General features: G+C 62.2%; 11 protein-coding genes. 3 read left to right on the plus strand and 8 right to left on the minus strand.

Features of this window, described 5'->3' with window-relative positions:
- Positions 1-225: 225 nt before the first annotated feature.
- From tuf to rpoB, 7 genes are all read right to left on the minus strand, one after another.
- Complete coding sequence (tuf, locus tag H7U37_RS12140) at positions 226-1,425, minus strand: elongation factor Tu (RefSeq protein ID WP_204876042.1); 1,200 nt, start codon at positions 1,423-1,425, stop codon at positions 226-228.
- Between the two features lie 108 nt (positions 1,426-1,533).
- Positions 1,534-3,642 (minus strand): elongation factor G, encoded by a 2,109-nt coding sequence (gene fusA, locus H7U37_RS12145; RefSeq protein WP_204876043.1) that lies wholly within the window; start codon positions 3,640-3,642, stop codon positions 1,534-1,536.
- 11 nt (positions 3,643-3,653) lie between these two features.
- Positions 3,654-4,124, minus strand: coding sequence for a 30S ribosomal protein S7 (rpsG, locus tag H7U37_RS12150; RefSeq protein ID WP_204876044.1), 471 nt, complete (start codon positions 4,122-4,124; stop codon positions 3,654-3,656).
- Between the two features lie 209 nt (positions 4,125-4,333).
- Positions 4,334-4,765 carry a 30S ribosomal protein S12 gene (gene rpsL / locus H7U37_RS12155; protein ID WP_204876045.1) on the minus strand — a complete coding sequence of 144 codons (432 nt, stop codon included), beginning with the start codon at positions 4,763-4,765 and terminating at the stop codon, positions 4,334-4,336.
- A gap of 79 nt (positions 4,766-4,844) precedes the next feature.
- Positions 4,845-5,087 (minus strand): ribosomal L7Ae/L30e/S12e/Gadd45 family protein, encoded by a 243-nt coding sequence (locus H7U37_RS12160; RefSeq protein ID WP_204876046.1) that lies wholly within the window; start codon positions 5,085-5,087, stop codon positions 4,845-4,847.
- Positions 5,088-5,398: 311 nt separating this feature from the next.
- Positions 5,399-9,211 carry a DNA-directed RNA polymerase subunit beta' gene (rpoC, locus tag H7U37_RS12165; protein ID WP_243414314.1) on the minus strand — a complete coding sequence of 1,271 codons (3,813 nt, stop codon included), beginning with the start codon at positions 9,209-9,211 and terminating at the stop codon, positions 5,399-5,401.
- A gap of 24 nt (positions 9,212-9,235) precedes the next feature.
- Positions 9,236-12,943: a DNA-directed RNA polymerase subunit beta gene (gene rpoB, locus H7U37_RS12170; RefSeq protein ID WP_204876047.1), complete on the minus strand. Its 3,708-nt coding sequence runs from the start codon at positions 12,941-12,943 to the stop codon at positions 9,236-9,238.
- Positions 12,944-13,347: 404 nt separating this feature from the next.
- Here rpoB and H7U37_RS12175 point away from each other — a divergent pair, with 404 nt between their 5' ends.
- Positions 13,348-14,700, plus strand: a complete 1,353-nt coding sequence (locus H7U37_RS12175) for a conjugal transfer protein TraL (protein ID WP_204876048.1) — start codon at positions 13,348-13,350, stop codon at positions 14,698-14,700.
- Between the two features lie 80 nt (positions 14,701-14,780).
- Here the strand turns inward: H7U37_RS12175 and udp are convergent, their stop codons facing one another.
- Positions 14,781-15,554, minus strand: a complete 774-nt coding sequence (gene udp, locus H7U37_RS12180; protein ID WP_204876052.1) for a uridine phosphorylase — start codon at positions 15,552-15,554, stop codon at positions 14,781-14,783.
- Between the two features lie 236 nt (positions 15,555-15,790).
- On the opposite strand from udp, the gene H7U37_RS12185 reads away from it, so the two are divergent.
- Both H7U37_RS12185 and H7U37_RS12190 read left to right on the plus strand, forming a co-directional pair.
- The gene (locus tag H7U37_RS12185) at positions 15,791-16,468 is read left to right on the plus strand and encodes a hypothetical protein (protein WP_204876053.1); all 678 of its coding nucleotides are present in this window, start codon (positions 15,791-15,793) and stop codon (positions 16,466-16,468) included.
- Positions 16,469-16,551: 83 nt separating this feature from the next.
- Entirely contained in the window at positions 16,552-16,809 is a 258-nt protein-coding gene (locus tag H7U37_RS12190) for a hypothetical protein (RefSeq protein WP_204876054.1), read from the plus strand.
- The last annotated feature ends 343 nt before the right edge of the window (positions 16,810-17,152 follow it).

Consider the following 17,152-nt stretch of genomic DNA (forward strand, 5'->3'; position numbering starts at 1 on the left):
GGGCCGTTCCTATATGGAAAATCGAAAAACGATCCTGCGGCAATCTGCATTCTTCCCGCAGGATACTTTCATTTTGATAGGAGTCAACAGGCTTTTTCGACAAGCCGAGAGCCCCGGCTCCTGAAGCGGAGCCGGGGCTCTTTTCCTTGCCGCAAAAAGACAAAAAACAGCCCCAGGACCAGGGGTCCTGGGGCTGTCTGGCTTGTACAAGCGAACGGGAGGAAATTACTCCTCGATGTCGATGACGACGCCGGAGCCAACGGTACGGCCGCCCTCGCGGATAGCGAAGCGGAGGCCCTTCTCGATGGCGATGGGGGTGATCAGCTCCACCTTCATGTCGACGTTATCGCCGGGCATGCACATCTCGGTGCCCTCGGGCAGGGTGATGATGCCGGTCACGTCGGTGGTACGGAAGTAGAACTGGGGACGATAGTTGTTGAAGAAGGGGGTGTGACGGCCGCCCTCGTCCTTGCTCAGGACGTACACCTGGCCCACGAACTTGGTGTGGGGGTGAATGGAGCCGGGCTTACAGAGCACCTGGCCGCGCTCCACGTCGGTCTTGGCGATACCACGGAGCAGAGCGCCCACGTTGTCGCCGGCCTCGGCGTAATCCAGGGTCTTGCGGAACATCTCCAGACCGGTCACGACGGTGGACTTCTTCTCATCGGACAGGCCGACGATCTCCACGGTCTCACCAGTCTTGACAACACCGCGCTCCACGCGGCCGGTGGCCACGGTGCCGCGGCCGGAGATGGTGAACACGTCCTCGACGGGCATCAGGAAGGGCAGGTCGTCGTTACGGGCGGGAGTGGGGATATAGCTGTCGACAGCGTCCATCAGCTCCTTGATGCAGGCGTAGTCGGGATCGTCCACGCCGCCCTCGCAGGTCAGAGCGTTCAGGGCGGAGCCCTTGATGACGGGGATGTCGTCGCCGGGGAATTCATAGCCAGTCAGGGTCTCGCGGACCTCCATCTCAACCAGCTCCAGCAGCTCCTCGTCGTCCACCTGGTCGCACTTGTTCAGGAAAACGACCATGGCGGGCACGCCCACCTGACGGGCCAGCAGGATGTGCTCCTTGGTCTGAGCCATGGGGCCGTCGGTGGCGGCGATGACCAGGATGGCGCCGTCCATCTGAGCAGCACCGGTGATCATGTTCTTGATATAGTCGGCGTGGCCCGGGCAGTCAACGTGGGCATAGTGACGGGCGTCAGTCTCGTACTCCACGTGGGCGGTGTTGATGGTGATGCCGCGCTCGCGCTCCTCAGGAGCCTTATCGATGCTGGAGTAGTCCTCGTACTGAGCCTGACCCTTCAGAGCCAGATACTTGGTGATAGCGGCGGTGAGGGTGGTCTTGCCGTGGTCAACGTGGCCGATGGTGCCGATGTTGACATGGGGCTTGGTGCGCTCAAATTTAGCCTTAGCCATGTTTGGTATCCTCCTTACGGTTGTTCATAAATAATGGGTTGGCACCCGTGATAACGATGCTATTCTATCCTATTACCGGACAGATTGCAACTATTTTTTCGCGGGCGCTTAGTCCGCGTCTCTGCGGCCGCGCTCGGCGATGATCTTCTCGGCGATATTCTTGGGGATCTCCATATAATGGGAGGGCTCCATGGAATACTGGCCGCGGCCCTGGGTACGGGAGCGGAGGTCGGTGGCGTAGCCGAACATCTCGCTCAGGGGTACGGAAGCGCTGATGGCCTGGGCGCCCGGACGGGCTTCCATGCCGTTGATCTGTCCGCGGCGGCTGTTCAGGTCGCCGATGACGTCGCCCATATAATCCTCGGGGACGATGACGTCCACCTTCATGATGGGCTCGAGGAGCACGGGGTTGGCCTTGCGGCAGGCCTCCTTGAAGGCCATGGAGCCGGCAATCTTAAAGGCCATTTCAGAGGAGTCCACCTCGTGGTAGGAGCCGTCGTACAGGGTGACCTTCACGTCCTCCACGGGATAGCCGGCCATGACGCCGGCCTGCATCGCGCCCTGGATACCGGCGTCCACCGCGGGGATATACTCCTTGGGGATGGCGCCGCCCACAATGGCGTTGACAAACTCGTAGCCCTTGCCGGACTCGTTGGGCTCCACACGGATCTTAACGTGACCGTACTGGCCCTTACCGCCGGACTGACGGGCATACTTGGTGTCCTGCTCGACGCTCTTCTTGATAGTCTCCTTGTAGGCCACCTGGGGAGCGCCCACATTGGCCTCCACCTTGTACTCGCGGAGCAGACGGTCCACGATGATCTCCAGATGGAGCTCGCCCATGCCGGCGATGATGGTCTGACCGGTCTCTTCGTCGGTGTAGGTCTTGAAGGTGGGGTCCTCTTCGGCCAGCTTGGCCAGGGCGATGCCCATCTTCTCCTGACCGGCCTTGGTCTTGGGCTCGATGGCAACGCGGATGACGGGCTCGGGGAACTCCATGGACTCCAGAATAATGGGAGCCTTCTCGTCGCACAGGGTATCGCCGGTGGTGGAGTTCTTCAGGCCGATGACGGCGGCGATGTCGCCGGAGTAAACGGTATCAATGTCCTCACGGTGGTTGGCGTGCATCTGGAGGATGCGGCCGATGCGCTCACGCTGCTTCTTGGTGGAGTTGAGCACGGTGGTACCGGTGTTGAGGATACCGGAGTAAACGCGGATAAAGGACAGACGGCCCACGAAGGGATCGGTGGCGATCTTGAAGGCCAGAGCGGAGAAGGGGGCGTTGTCGTCGGCGGGACGCTCGTCCTCTTCCTCGGTGTCGGGGTTGACGCCCTTGATGGCGGGGATGTCCACGGGGGAGGGCATATAGTCCACGATGGCGTCCAGCAGCTTCTGCACGCCCTTGTTGCGGTAGGAGGTGCCGCACACCACGGGAACCAGCAGGTTCTCGATGGTGCCCTTACGCAGGGCGGCGCGGATCATCTCCTGGGGCACGGGCTGCTCCTCCAGGACCAGCATCATGATCTCCTCGTCGATGTCGGCCACGGCGTCCAGCAGCTTGCTGCGGTACTCCTTGGCCAGCTCCATCATGTCCTCGGGGATCTCTTCCACCCGCATGTCCTTGCCCATCTCGTCGTAGTAGATGTCGGCGTCCATCTCCACCAGGTCGATGATACCCTTGAAGGTCTCCTCGGCGCCGATGGGGAGCTGGATGGGCACGGCGTTGCACTTGAGGCGGTCGTGGATCATGTTGAGCACGTTGTAGAAGTCAGCGCCCATGATGTCCATCTTGTTGACGTAGATCATGCGGGGGACCTTGTAGTGGTCGGCCTGACGCCACACGGTCTCGGACTGAGGCTCAACGCCGCCCTTGGCGCACATGACGGTTACGGAGCCGTCCAGCACGCGCAGGGAGCGCTCCACCTCCACGGTGAAGTCCACGTGGCCCGGGGTGTCGATGATGTTGATACGGGTCTGGGGGAACTGGTCCTTGGTGCCCTTCCAGTAGCAGGTGGTGGCGGCGGAGGTGATGGTAATGCCGCGCTCCTGCTCCTGAGCCATCCAGTCCATGGTGGCGGTACCGTCGTGGGTCTCGCCGATCTTATAGTTGACGCCGGTGTAGTACAGGATACGCTCGGTCGTCGTGGTCTTACCGGCATCGATGTGGGCCATGATGCCGATGTTGCGGGTATTTTCCAGGGTAACTTTTCTAGCCATCTTGTTACTCCTTACCAGCGGTAGTGAGCGAAGGCCTTGTTGGACTCAGCCATCTTATGGGTGTCCTCGCGCTTCTTGACGGCGGAACCCAGGTTGTTGGCGGCGTCCATGATCTCGCCGGCCAGGCGCTCCTTCATGGTCTTTTCGCTGCGCTTGCGGGAGTAACCGGTGAGCCAGCGCAGACCCAGGGTCTGACGGCGCTCGGGGCGAACCTCGATGGGCACCTGGTAAGTGGCGCCGCCCACGCGGCGGGCCTTAACCTCCAGGGACGGCATGATGTTCTCCAGAGCGGCGGTGAAAACCTCCAGGGGGTCCTTGTCGGTCTTCTCCTTGATGATATCAAAGGCGCTGTAAACCACCTTCTGGGCCACGCCCTTCTTGCCGTCGAGCATGATGCTGTTGACCAGCTTGGTCACCAAAATGGAATTGTAAAGCGGATCGGGCAGAACCTCCCGCTTGGGTACATTACCTCTTCTGGGCACTTTGCTTCCCTCCTTCATAGTATGATTTCATAGGTACTCGAACCGTCTGCAAACGGCCCGTGTATAGACAAGTGCCTGCTTGTCTTGTGCCTGCCGAGAGGTTTACCCATCTATATGAATAAACGACTCTTGGCAAAGCCTGGCTTTGCGCAGAGCGCAAACATCAATTCAGTGGCATCCCTTGGGGATGCGGGTACAAAAACGGCAGATTACTTCTTGCCGCCCTTGCCGGCCTTGGGCCGCTTGGCGCCGTACTTGGAACGGGCCTGCATACGGCCGTTGACGCCCTGGGTGTCCAGAGTACCGCGGATGATGTGGTAACGCACACCGGGAAGGTCCTTAACACGGCCGCCGCGGATCATCACCACGGAGTGCTCCTGCAGGTTGTGGCCAACACCGGGGATATAGGCGGTGACCTCGTAGCCGTTGGTCAGACGCACACGGGCGATCTTACGAAGCGCGGAGTTAGGCTTCTTGGGGGTGGCGGTACGGACCGCGGTGCACACACCTCTTTTCTGGGGAGAGGGCAGGTCGGTCTGACGGTTCTTCAGGGTGTTCAGGCCGTACTGCATGGCGGGGGAGTTGGACTTGTAGGAAGCCTGCTCACGACCCTTGCGCACGAGCTGGTTGAACGTAGGCATGGAATTTCCTCCTTTCTTTTGAGCTGATTCTATTATTTTAACAGCATAATCAAAAATTATACCATTAAAACCGAAGTTGTCAGCGCAGCAGCGCCGCCACGGCGGAGCCCACCGCGATGCCGCAGGCATTGCCCAGATCCTTCATCCGGGCCACCCGCTCCACCGGTACGCCCCGTTCGGCGCACATGGCGGAGACAGGCTCCACCACCCGGGGGTCTGCATCGTCGGCCAAAAAGACGCGGACAGCTCTGCCGTCCCCCAAAGCCCGCTTGGTCTGCTTGACGCCCACCACTTTGGGCTGCTTTTTGAGTTCCTCCAGCATTTGGTCCGCCTCCTTTGCTCTCATCGGGGCGCGTCTTTGGAAAAATGCCTTTCCGCTGGAGACACGCCTGCGCGATTTTGGATTATATCATAGGATGTGCTGGAAGTCAAGCATATAGAGCCACTTTTTTCTCCATTTTCTCCAATTTTGCTGACATTCCGGCGTTTTTCTGGAAGGAGCCGGTTCCAGCGCCGGTCCTTTGGTGAAAACTCCCATAGCCCGGAAAAACCGCCCCCCAAAACCGAAAGCGGGGACCGGAGCAGTCCGCCCCGGTCCCCGCCGCGTATGCCAAAAAATCGAGGGTTCGCTTCTTACTCCCCGTCGTCCTCGCCGGAGGCCAGGACCTCCACCGACAGGATCTCGTCCTCGGCCTGGAAGGCCTCCTCGTCCTGCTCCTCGTGGTCGTGGTCATGGCCGCAGCCGCAGGCCTGACCCTCCTCGTCCATCCGGTCGTACTTGCGGTACACCGCCAGACCGGAGCCGGCCGGGATCAGCTTGCCGATGATGACGTTCTCCTTCAGGCCCAGCAGGTGGTCCACCTTGCCCTTGATGGCCGCCTCGGTGAGCACCTTGGTGGTCTCCTGGAAGGAGGCGGCGGACAGGAAGGACTCGGTGGCCAGAGAGGCCTTGGTGATGCCCATGAGCAGGCGGGTACAGGTGGGCAGGCGCAGCTCCATGCCGTCGTTGGTCTCGCCGGCATCAATGCGCTTCTGCACGGCGGCCTTGGCGTCCTCAAACTCCACCAGCTCGATGGTGGAGCCGGAGAGCAGATCGGAGTCGCCGGCGTCCTCCACCCGGACCTTGCGCATCATCTGGCGGCAGATAACCTCGATGTGCTTGTCGTTGATGTCAACGCCCTGCTGACGGTAGGGCTTCTGCACTTCCTGAATGAGGTAGTCGTATACCGCGTGGATGCCGCGGACCCGGAGCACGTCCTGGGGATAGAGGGCGCCTTCGGTGAGGGCAAAGCCCTTCTCCACCCGCTCGCCGTCCTTGACCCGGATGCCCGCGCTGTACGGCAGGGCGTAGGACACCACCTCGCCGTCGTCGGCGGTGATGGTCACGTTGGCCATGGTGTTGCGCTTGGTCTCCTCGATGGTCACCCGGCCGGAGATCTCGGCCAGCTGGGCCATCTTCTTGGGACGGCGGGACTCGAAGAGCTCCTCAACGCGGGGCAGACCTTGGGTGATGTCGCCGCCGGCCACGCCGCCGGTGTGGAAGGTACGCATGGTCAGCTGGGTGCCGGGCTCGCCGATGGACTGGGCCGCGATGATACCCACGGCCTCGCCCTCGCCCACCGGCTCGCCGATGGCCAGGTTGATGCCGTAGCACTTGGAACATACCCCGCTCCGGGCGCGGCAGGTCAGCACCGAGCGGATCATCACCTCATGGATGCCGTGGGCCTCCAGAAGCTTGGCGTCGTCGGGCGTCATCATGGTGTCCTTGGAGATGAGGACCTCGCCGGTCTGGGGATCGCAGATGTCGTTGACCGGATAGCGGCCCTTCAGGCGCTCGCCGAAGGTCTCGATGACCTGGCCGTTCTCGCTGATCTCGCTGACCAGGATGCCGTCGTCGGTGCCGCAGTCGTGCTCCCGGATGATGACCTCCTGGGACACGTCCACCAGACGGCGGGTCAGGTAACCGGAGTCGGCGGTACGCAGAGCCGTATCGGCCATACCCTTACGGGCGCCTCTGGCGGAGATGAAGTACTCCAGCACAGACAGACCTTCACGGAAATTGGACTTGATGGGGATCTCGATGGTGCGGCCGGAGGTGTCGGCCATCAGGCCGCGCATACCGGCCAGCTGACGGATCTGGGCGGAGGAACCACGGGCGCCGGAGTCGGCCATCATCCAGATGGGGTTGTACCGGTCCAGGCCCTCCATCAGGGCGTTGGACACGTCGGCGGTGGTCTTTTCCCAGGTCTTGACCACCAGACGATAGCGCTCGTCGTCGGTCAGGAAGCCGCGCTTATACTGCCGCTCGATCTTGACGATCTCCTTCTCGGTATCGGCAATGAGGCCGTACTTCTTTTCGGGGATGGTCATGTCGTAGATGGAGACCGTCAGGGAGCCCCGGGTGGAGAATTTATAGCCCTTGGCCTTGATGGTGTCCAGCACGCCGGCGGAGACGGTAAATCCGTGCTTGGTGATGCACTTGTCAATGATCTTGCCCAGCTGCTTCTTGCCGGTGATGAAGTTGATCTCCGGCTCAAACATCTGGTCGGGATCGGTGCGGTCCACAAAGCCCAGATCCTGGGGGATGCCCTCGTTGAAGATCAGACGGCCCACGGTGGTACGGACCAGCTTATAGCGCTTTTCGCCGTCCACCTCGGCGCAGCGGCGGACCATGATGGGCACATGGAGCTCCAGCTCCCCCTCGTCGTAGGCCAGGCGGGCCTCGATGTCGTCGGCAAAGGTGCGCAGATGCTCGGGGGGCAGCTGACCCTCGGGGGTCTCGGCGGCCACGCCGGCGTAAGTGGGAATATCGTCCAGCGCGCCGGGGTTCTTCACCCAGATCAGATCGTCGGCGCTGATGTCGCCGCTCTCCAGGGCGGCGCGGACGGCGGCGCAGTCCTCATAGGTCTCGCCGGGGGTGTGGTCGGCGTACTTCTCATAGGTGAGGTAGTAGGAGCCCAGCACCATGTCCTGGGTGGGAACGGTGACGGGGCCGCCGTCCTGGGGCCGCAGCAGGTTGTTGGCCGAGAGCATCAGCACCCGGGCCTCGGTCTGGGCCTCGGCGGACAGGGGCACGTGGACGGCCATCTGGTCGCCGTCAAAGTCGGCGTTGAAGGCGGTACACACCAGGGGATGGAGCTTGATGGCCCGGCCTTCCACCAGCACCGGCTCGAAGGCCTGGATGCCCAGACGATGCAGCGTGGGGGCGCGGTTGAGCATGACGGGATGCTCCTTGATGACGAACTCCAGGGCGTCCCACACCTCGGCCTTGCCCTTGTCCACCATCTTCTTGGCGGACTTGATGTTGTTGGCCACGCCGTCCTCCACCAGCTTCTTCATCACAAAGGGCCGGAAGAGCTCGATGGCCATTTCCTTGGGCAGACCGCACTGGTAGATCTTCATCTCGGGGCCGACCACGATGACCGAACGGCCGGAGTAGTCCACGCGCTTGCCCAGCAGGTTCTGGCGGAAGCGGCCCTGCTTGCCCTTGAGCATATCGGAGAGGGACTTCAGAGCCCGGTTGTTGGCGCCGGTGACGGCCCGGCCCCTTCTCCCGTTGTCGATGAGGGCGTCCACCGCCTCCTGGAGCATCCGCTTTTCGTTGCGGACAATGATGTCGGGGGCGTTGAGCTGGATGAGCCGTTTCAGGCGGTTGTTGCGGTTGATGACCCGGCGATAGAGGTCGTTCAGGTCGCTGGTGGCGAAGCGGCCGCCGTCCAGCTGCACCATGGGGCGCAGCTCGGGAGGGATCACCGGCAGCACATCAATGATCATCCACTCCGGCTTGTTGCCCGAGATGCGGAAGGCGTCCACCACCTCCAGGCGCTTGACGATGCGGGCCTTTTTCTGGCCGGAGGCGTCCTTCAGCTCGGCGCGGAGCTGCTCGGAGAGCTGCTCCAGGTCGATGTCCTGCAAGAGCTTCTTGATGGCCTCGGCGCCCATGCCGGCGTCGAAATCATCCTCATATTTTTCCCGCATGTCCCGGTATTCCTTCTCCGAGAGGAGCTGGTTCTTGCTCAGGGTGGAGAAGCCGGGATCGGTAACGATATAGCTGGCGAAGTAGAGCACCTTCTCCAGCACCCGGGGGGAGATGTCCAGCAGCAGGCCCATCCGGGAGGGGATGCCCTTGAAATACCAGATGTGGCTCACGGGAGCGGCCAGCTCGATGTGGCCCATCCGCTCGCGGCGGACCTTGGCCCGGGTGACCTCCACGCCGCAGCGGTCGCAGATCTTGCCCTTGTAGCGGATCTTCTTATACTTGCCGCAGTGGCACTCCCAGTCCTTGGTGGGGCCAAAGATGCGCTCGCAGAAAAGGCCGTCCCGCTCCGGCTTGAGGGTGCGGTAGTTGATGGTCTCCGGCTTCTTCACCTCGCCGTAGGACCACTCGCGGATCTTCTCCGGGGAGGCGATCCCAATTTGGATGGCGTCAAATTCAGCGTAACTCATAAGTTCGATCGTTCCTCCCTCTCTTTATTCCATATCCTGATCGTCCAGGAAGGCTTCGTCGCCGTCGTCGCCCTCGTCATCGCTGACGGCCAGGTCGTCGTCGTCGCTGCCCTCCTTGAGGGTGAAGCCGGCGGCGGCAAAGGCGCTCTCGCCCTCGCTCTGATAGCCGTAATAGTCGTCGTCGTCCCGGACCCGGTCAGGCTGGTAGAACTCCTCTTCGTCGTCCTTGAGCTCGATCTCACAGCCGTTCTGATCCAGGACCTTAATGTCCAGACACAGGGACTGGAGCTCCTTGACCAGCACCTTGAAGGACTCTGGCACGCCGGGCTTGGGCACGTTGTGGCCCTTGACAATGGCCTCGTAGGTGCGCACGCGGCCGGTGACGTCGTCCGACTTGACGGTGAGGATCTCCTGGAGGGTGTAGGCGGCGCCGTAGGCCTCCAGGGCCCACACCTCCATCTCGCCGAAGCGCTGGCCGCCGAACTGGGCCTTGCCGCCCAGCGGCTGCTGGGTGACCAGGGAGTAGGGGCCGGTGGAACGGGCGTGGATCTTATCGTCCACCAGATGGTGGAGCTTGAGGAAGTACACATAGCCCACGGTGACTCGGTTATCAAACCGCTCGCCGGTACGGCCGTCATACAGCCAGCTCTTGCCGTCCTCGGACAGGCCGGCCAGCTTGAGGGTCTCGGCGATGTCCTTCTCGTCGGCGCCGTTGAAGATGGGGGTGGCCACCTTCCAGCCCAGGGTCTTGGCGGCGTAGCCCAGATGGACCTCCAGCACCTGACCGATGTTCATACGGGAAGGCACGCCCAGGGGGTTCAGCACGATATCCAGCGGCGTGCCGTCGGGCAGGAAGGGCATATCCTCCTGGGGCATGATGCGGGACACAACACCCTTGTTGCCGTGGCGGCCGGCCATCTTGTCGCCCACGGAGATCTTACGCTTCTGGGCGATATAGACCCGGACCACCTCGTTGACGCCGGGAGACAGCTCGTCGCCCGCCTCACGGGTAAAGACCTTTACGTCCAGAATGATGCCGCTCTCGCCGTGGGGCACCTTGAGGGAGGTGTCGCGCACCTCCCGGGCTTTCTCGCCAAAGATGGCGCGGAGGAGCCGCTCCTCGGCGGTGAGGTCGGTCTCGCCCTTGGGGGTAACCTTGCCCACCAGGATGTCGCCGGCGTGGACCTCGGCGCCCACCCGGATGATGCCCCGCTCGTCCAGATCCTTCAGGGCGTCCTCGCCCACGTTGGGGATGTCGCGGGTGATCTCTTCGGGACCCAGCTTGGTGTCCCGGCTCTCGGTCTCGTACTCCTCGATGTGGATGGAGGTGAACACATCCTCCTTGACCATACGCTCATTGAGCAGGATGGCGTCCTCGTAGTTGTAGCCTTCCCAGGTCATGAAGCCCATGAGGATGTTCTTGCCCAGGGCGATCTCGCCGTTGGAGGTGGCGGGGCCATCCACCAGCACCTCGCCCTTCTTCACCCGCTGGCCGGCGTTGACGATGGGACGCTGGTTGATGCAGGTGGTATGGTTGGAGCGGAGGAATTTGGTCAGCTTATACTCCTTGGGGCCCAGGGTGTCATAGCGGACGGTGATATACTGGGCGGACACCTTGGTGACGGTGCCGTCCTCCTCGGCCAGAATGACGATCTCAGAGTCCACGCAGTTCTTGTGCTCCTGGCCGGTGGCCACGATGGGGGCCTCGGTGGTCAGCAGGGGCACGGCCTGACGCTGCATGTTGGCGCCCATCAGGGCACGGTTGGCGTCGTCGTTCTGGAGGAAAGGGATCATGGCGGTGGCGATGGACACCATCATCTTGGGGGAGACGTCCACATAGTCCACCTGATCCTTGTCCACGTCCACGATCTCGTTTCTGTGACGGCAGGTGATACGCTGGTTGACGAAGCAGTTGTTCTCGTCCACCGGCTCGGTGGCCTGGGCGATGGTGAACTCGTCCTCCACGTCGGCGGTCATATAGTGGATCTCGTCGGTGACCCGGCAGGTGCTCTTATCCACCTTGCGGTAGGGCGCCTCGATGAAGCCGTAGCGGTTCACCCGGGCGTAGGAGGCCATATAGGAGATCAGGCCGATGTTGGGACCTTCGGGGGTCTCAATGGGGCACAGGCGGCCGTAGTGGGAGTAGTGGATATCGCGCACGTCGAAGGAGGCCCGGTCACGGCTCAGACCGCCGGGGCCCAGGGCGGACATACGGCGCTTGTGGGTCAGCTCTGCCAGGGGGTTGGTCTGGTCCATAAACTGGCTCAGGGGGCTGCTGCCGAAAAACTCCTTGATGGCGGCGGTGACGGGCCGGATGTTGATGAGGGACTGGGGGGTGACGATGTCCAGGTCCTGGATGGTCATACGCTCCCGGATGACCCGCTCCATGCGGGAAAAGCCGATGCGGAACTGGTTTTGGAGCAGCTCGCCCACGCAGCGCAGACGGCGGTTGCCCAGATGGTCGATGTCGTCGGCGGTGCCCACGCCGTGGGCCAGGCAGTTGAGGTAGTTGATAGAGGCCATGATGTCGTCCACGATGATGTGCTTGGGCACCAGGTCGTCCACATGGTCGGCAATGGCTTCCTTCAGCTCCTCGCCCGTAAACTGGCTCATCAGCTCCATGAGGACGGTGTAGCGCACCTTCTCGGTGATGCCGCACTCCTCCGGGTCGAAGTCCACAAAGTCGGACATCTTGACCATGTGGTTGGAGAACACCCGGACCGGGGTGCCGTCCACGTCCACCACGGCCTCATTGACGCCCCGTTTCTCCAGCTCATAGGCCTGCTCCCGGGTGAGGGTCACGCCGGGCTCAAAGATGATCTCGCCGGTGCCCGGGTCCACCACGGGGAGGGCCAGGGTCTGGCCGGTGAGGCGGGGACCCATGGCCAGCTTCTTGTTGAACTTATAGCGGCCCACGGCGGACAGATCGTACCGGCGGGGGTCAAAGAAAAGGGCGTTGATGAGGCTCTCGGCGGAGTCCACCGTGGGGGGCTCGCCGGGACGGAGCTTGCGATAGATCTCCAGCAGCGCGTCCTCATAGGTCTTGCAGGTGTCCTTTTCCAGCGTGGCCAGGATGCGGGGGTCCTCGCCGAACATCTCGATGATCTCCGGATCGGTACGGGGGCCCACGGCACGGATCAGGCAGGTGACGGGCAGCTTGCGGTTTTTGTCGATGCGGACATAGAATACGTCGGACAGATCGGTCTCATACTCCAGCCAGGCGCCCCGATAGGGGATGACGGTGGTGGTGTAGGTGACGTTGTCCGCCTTATCGGCCATGCGGCCGTAGTAGATGCCGGGAGAGCGGACGATCTGGGAGACGATGACGCGCTCGGCGCCGTTGATGACAAAGGTGCCGGCCTGGGTCATGATGGGGAAGTCGCCCATAAAGAGCTCCTGCTCCTTGATCTCCTCGGTCTCCTTGTTGCGCAGGCGGACCTTCACCTTGATGGGGGCGGCGTACGTGGCGTCTCTGGCCTTGCACTCCTCCACGTTGTACTTGGGGGGCTCATCCATGGTGTAGTCGATGAAGGAGAGCTCCAGATTGCCGGCGTAGTCGGTGATGCAGGAGACATCCTTAAAGACCTCCCGCAGCCCCTTGTCCAGGAACCACTGGTAGGAGCTCTTCTGCACCTCCAGCAGGTTGGGCATCTCCAAGATCTCCTCATGGCGGGCAAAGCTCTTGCGCAGGGTGTTGCCGTAGTAGACATCCTTGATCCTGTCTGTGACCATTCGAGTGACCATTCCTTTCCCTAAAACATCTGCGGCAGGAAAACCTGCCTGGGCGGACAGCGTCCAAAAAAGCTGGGGTACTTTGCGATTTTACCGGCAAAAAACGGAGGGGTTACACCCCGTTGTTTCCCGGTAAAACCGCATTTCTTCCGTCATTTTATCCAAATCCGCACCCCGGAGAAATCATGATACGCACGAGCGCGTTGTCACCAACTTTCCCATTGCCCTTGCGGCGGAGGCGCGGAGGTGTTATACTCTTTTCAGTTGAATTGCCGGAAGCATCGTGTTGTACCCAAACGATAAGAGCGTTTTAGTATACCATGAAATCCCTTCCGCGTCAAGCGCTGTGCGTCTTTTGCCCGGAATATTTCCGGGCTTTTTTATTCTCTTCCGGAGGTCCCGCCATGACTGCATCCTTCCGTTCCCGCCGGTTCGTCCTCTGCTGCGCCGCTCTGGGCGGGCTGCTCCTTCTGCTCACCGGCGGTTTCGTCTTTCGGCTGGCGCTGGGCGGCGTTCCGGCCCGGCTCTCGGTGCTGCTCTGTCTGGCCGCCTTGCTGCTGCTGGCCCTGGCCCTGCTGCGCCGGGAGGGCTGCGGCCGTCAGATTCTGCCGGCGCTGCTCCTTCCCATTGCCCTGGCCCTTTTCCTCCGCGTCCTCTGCCTGGACTATTCCTCCTACGATTACCGGGATTTTTTGTCCCAGTGGGCCGCCTACTTCCGGGCGCACGGCGGCTTTGCCGCCATCCAAGACCCGGTGGGCAACTATAACGCCCCCTATCTCTACTTCATGGCCCTCATCTCCTATCTGCCCTTTCCCGACCTGTACGCCATCAAGCTCTTCTCCGTCCTCTTCGACGTGCTGCTGGCCTGGGGCGGGCTGCGGCTGGTGAAGGTCCTGCTGCCCGGCAGGGAGGCCCCGCCTCTGACGGCCTTCTGCCTGCTGCTTCTCTTGCCCACGGTGGTGCTTAACGGCGCTTTCTGGGGACAGTGCGACTCCATTTACGGCGCCTTCGTCCTCCACGCCCTGGCCTGCGCCCTGGACGGCCGGCCCGGCTGGTCGGTCTCTCTGCTGGCCGCGGCCTTTTCCTTCAAGCTTCAGACCGTCTTTCTCATCCCCCTCTGGTGCGTGCTCTGGTTTGCCGGACGGGTCAAATTCCGCCACCTGTGCCTCTTCTTCCCCGTCTACGGCCTTACCATCCTCCCCGCCTTCCTGCTGGGCAAGCCGCTGGGCGACATTTTGGGGGTCTACTGGGGGCAGACCTACGCCTATACGGACAAGCTCATGTATAACGCCCCCTCCGTCTTTGCCCTGGTCCCCTACTACGCCCAGGTGGACGTGGATTTCTGGTCCAAAGTCGGCATTGCCGCCGCCTTTTTGCTGGTGCTGGCCCTGCTGGCCCTCCTCTTTTTCCACCGGGACGCCCTTTCCGGGTGGAACATTTTAGCCGCCGGCGTGGTGATGGCCATTGGGGTGCCTTACCTGCTGCCCTATATGCACGAGCGCTACTTTTTCCTGGCCGACTGTCTGACGCTGGCCTGGTTCTGCGTGGACAAGCGCCGGTTTCCCATCTTTTTCCTCACCGCCGCCGCCTCTCTCAGCTCCTACTGCGTGTATCTCCGGCTCAAATATACCCTGGTCCTCTCCTTTTTCGGTCAGACCTGGGTAATGGGGGCGGAATCCCTCCTGCTGCTCTCGGCGCTGGTGCTGGCAGTTTGGACCCTGGCCGCTTCCTTTGCGCAAAAGAAACCCGCTCTTTGACCGGTACGGGGCTGGTGCCATCAACGAACACGCGCCGCGGGGACGATATCATTCCCCGCGGCGCGCTTTTGTCTTGCCGTTTAATTTTCCTTTTCCCGGTCGGCGATGATAAGCTTTTTCAGTCCCTCGATGCCCACCTCAATGGCGGCGGACAGATCGTGACTCTCCGCCTGGTCCAGCCCGGCGGCCTCCCGCTCCTGGTTCCAGATCACGTGGAAGCAGGAGCCGCACCGCACGCCCAGGGCCGCCGCGCAGCAAAAGAGGGCCGCCGACTCCATCTCCGAGGCCAGCACGCCCAGCCGCTTCCACGCCTCCCACTTCTGGAGCAGCTCGTAGGACACCGGCATCCGCTTGGGGTCGTGCTGGCCGTAGAAGGAGTCCTTGCACTGCACCACGCCGGCGTGCCACGGCTTGCCCAGCTCCTTGGCCGCGGCCACCAGGGCCTCCTGTACCTCGTAGTCGGACACGGCGGGGAATTCGATGGGGGCATATTCCCGGCTGGCCCCCTCCATCCGCACCGCGCCGGTGGCGATGACCACGTCGTCGCTCTTCACCTTCAGGGCGATGCCCCCGCAGGTGCCCACCCGGATAAACGTATCCGCCCCCAGATTGTGGAGCTCCTCCATGGCGATGACCGCCGACGGTCCGCCGATGCCGGTGGAGCAGACGCTTACCTTTTCTCCCAACAGGGTACCGGTATAGGTGGTATACTCCCGGTTGGACTGGATTTTCACGGGGTTATCAAAATAAGCCGCGATTTTCTCGCTGCGTCCCGGGTCGCCGGGCAGGATGCAATAGCGCCCCACATCGCCGGGACCGCATTGGATATGAAACTGCAATTCGTGCTGCTGCATACCTGGTCTCACCTCGTATCGCTCAGAATGGCCGGACTTGCGCGCCGCGGGCGCCGTCCGTCTGACCATATTGTAAAATTTTTTATCCAACATTGCAAGGGTTTTATCTACTTCGCCCTATTTGGTTGGAATCTGTAACTTTTTGTGGTTGTACTGCCGGCCCGAATCCGCTACAATGAGGAGGACCCAGCGGACCGGCGGCCATGCCGCCGCCCTATCTTGAATCGAGGTGTTCCATGAAAAAGGCCTTTGTCCTGTGTGCCTCCGCTCTGGTGCTTTGTATCGCGGCGGGTCTGATGCTCCTCATCGGGCAGCATAACCAGGTCTCCCGCGCCGACCGTCCCATCCGCAACACCATGGCGGCCGCCTCCACGGCTGCGGCCCAACCCTCCGCCTCCCCCACGGTCTGTGACGACGACCGCCTTCTGGCTCTGTCCGGCCAGGCGCTGGAGGCCCTGGCCCAACAGGATTTTCAGGCCCTCAGCGGCCTGGTCCACCCCACCCGCGGCGTGACCCTTACCCCCTATTCCACCGTGGACCCGGAGTTTGACCTGTGTTTTCTCCCGGACCAGATCGCCAAAGCCGGCGAGGATACCACCACCTACAACTGGGGCTTTGCCGACGGCCGGGGCTCCCACATCTCCATGACCATCCCCGACTACTTCGACCGCTACGTTTACGACGCTGACTACCGCACCGCTCCCCAGGTCTCCCTGGACCAGGTGATGGCCTCGGGCAACGCTTTGGAAAACGTGTCCGACGTGTTCACCGGCTGCCGCTTTGTGGAATATTATTTCCCCCAGCGCAAGCCGGAAAACAACGGCCTGGACTGGTGCGCCCTCAAGCTGGTCTTTGCCCCCGGAGAGGACGGCTGGTATCTGGTGGGACTCATCCACAGCGAGTGGACCATCTGAACCCTCCTCCCCCCGGCGGCATAGGATGGTGTGTCGGTTCCCAAAGGGGCCGGCCATTTGAGAGAACAAGGGGGAACTCTGATATGAGCTGCTGTGGCCGTACCAGTAACAATGCCGGCAGCCGGAGCTGCTGGAGCGCCGGAAGCTGCGGGCAGTCCGCCTCCGCCGGACGGAGCGAGTCCTGCTGGACCGCCAGCCAGATCGCCACCATCCTGGCCGCTTCCGAGCAGTCCGGCGGCTGCACCTGCGCCCGCCCGGTCTACCTGACGGTGCCCGCCTTCCTGTACGGGAACACCCAGTCCTCCGACAACGACGGCTGCTACACCATCTGCCTGGGCTGATTTTCAGGCGGAGATGCCGCCTCTTCGGAGGCGGCATACTTAGACCTCCTCCCGTTCTCCACGGCCTGCCGGCCTCGCCGGCAGGCCCTTTTTTATCCCTCCATGGCCTCCTCCAGCTTGCGCAGGGCCTTTTTTTCGATGCGGGAGACATACTCGGCTGTGCGCTCAGAGACAAAAGGGATTTTGAAGGGCAAAGCGCAGGGTCAGCCGCCCCCCCTCCTCCAGCACCAGCGTGCAGGGAGCCGGCGGCAGGGTCTCCGGCGCCGGCGGCGGCAGCGCCTTCCCGCGCCGCGCGTAGCAGAGATAGCGGGCCGCGTTGTCCGCCTCCCGCCGGACCCTCACC

This window comes from Pseudoflavonifractor phocaeensis (assembly GCF_016901735.1).
GTDB lineage: Bacteria > Bacillota > Clostridia > Oscillospirales > Oscillospiraceae > Pseudoflavonifractor_A.

Coding starts and splice junctions, on each gene's coding strand:
- tuf (WP_204876042.1), bottom strand. CDS start 1,425: ATGGCTAAGGCTAAATTTGAGCGCACCAAGCCCCATGTCAACATCGGC.
- fusA (WP_204876043.1), bottom strand. CDS start 3,642: ATGGCTAGAAAAGTTACCCTGGAAAATACCCGCAACATCGGCATCATG.
- rpoB (WP_204876047.1), bottom strand. CDS start 12,943: ATGGTCACAGACAGGATCAAGGATGTCTACTACGGCAACACCCTGCGC.
- rpoC (WP_243414314.1), bottom strand. CDS start 9,211: ATGAGTTACGCTGAATTTGACGCCATCCAAATTGGGATCGCCTCCCCG.
- udp (WP_204876052.1), bottom strand. CDS start 15,554: ATGCAGCAGCACGAATTGCAGTTTCATATCCAATGCGGTCCCGGCGAT.
- H7U37_RS12175 (WP_204876048.1), top strand. CDS start 13,348: ATGACTGCATCCTTCCGTTCCCGCCGGTTCGTCCTCTGCTGCGCCGCT.
- H7U37_RS12190 (WP_204876054.1), top strand. CDS start 16,552: ATGAGCTGCTGTGGCCGTACCAGTAACAATGCCGGCAGCCGGAGCTGC.
- H7U37_RS12185 (WP_204876053.1), top strand. CDS start 15,791: ATGAAAAAGGCCTTTGTCCTGTGTGCCTCCGCTCTGGTGCTTTGTATC.
- rpsL (WP_204876045.1), bottom strand. CDS start 4,765: ATGCCTACGTTCAACCAGCTCGTGCGCAAGGGTCGTGAGCAGGCTTCC.
- H7U37_RS12160 (WP_204876046.1), bottom strand. CDS start 5,087: ATGCTGGAGGAACTCAAAAAGCAGCCCAAAGTGGTGGGCGTCAAGCAG.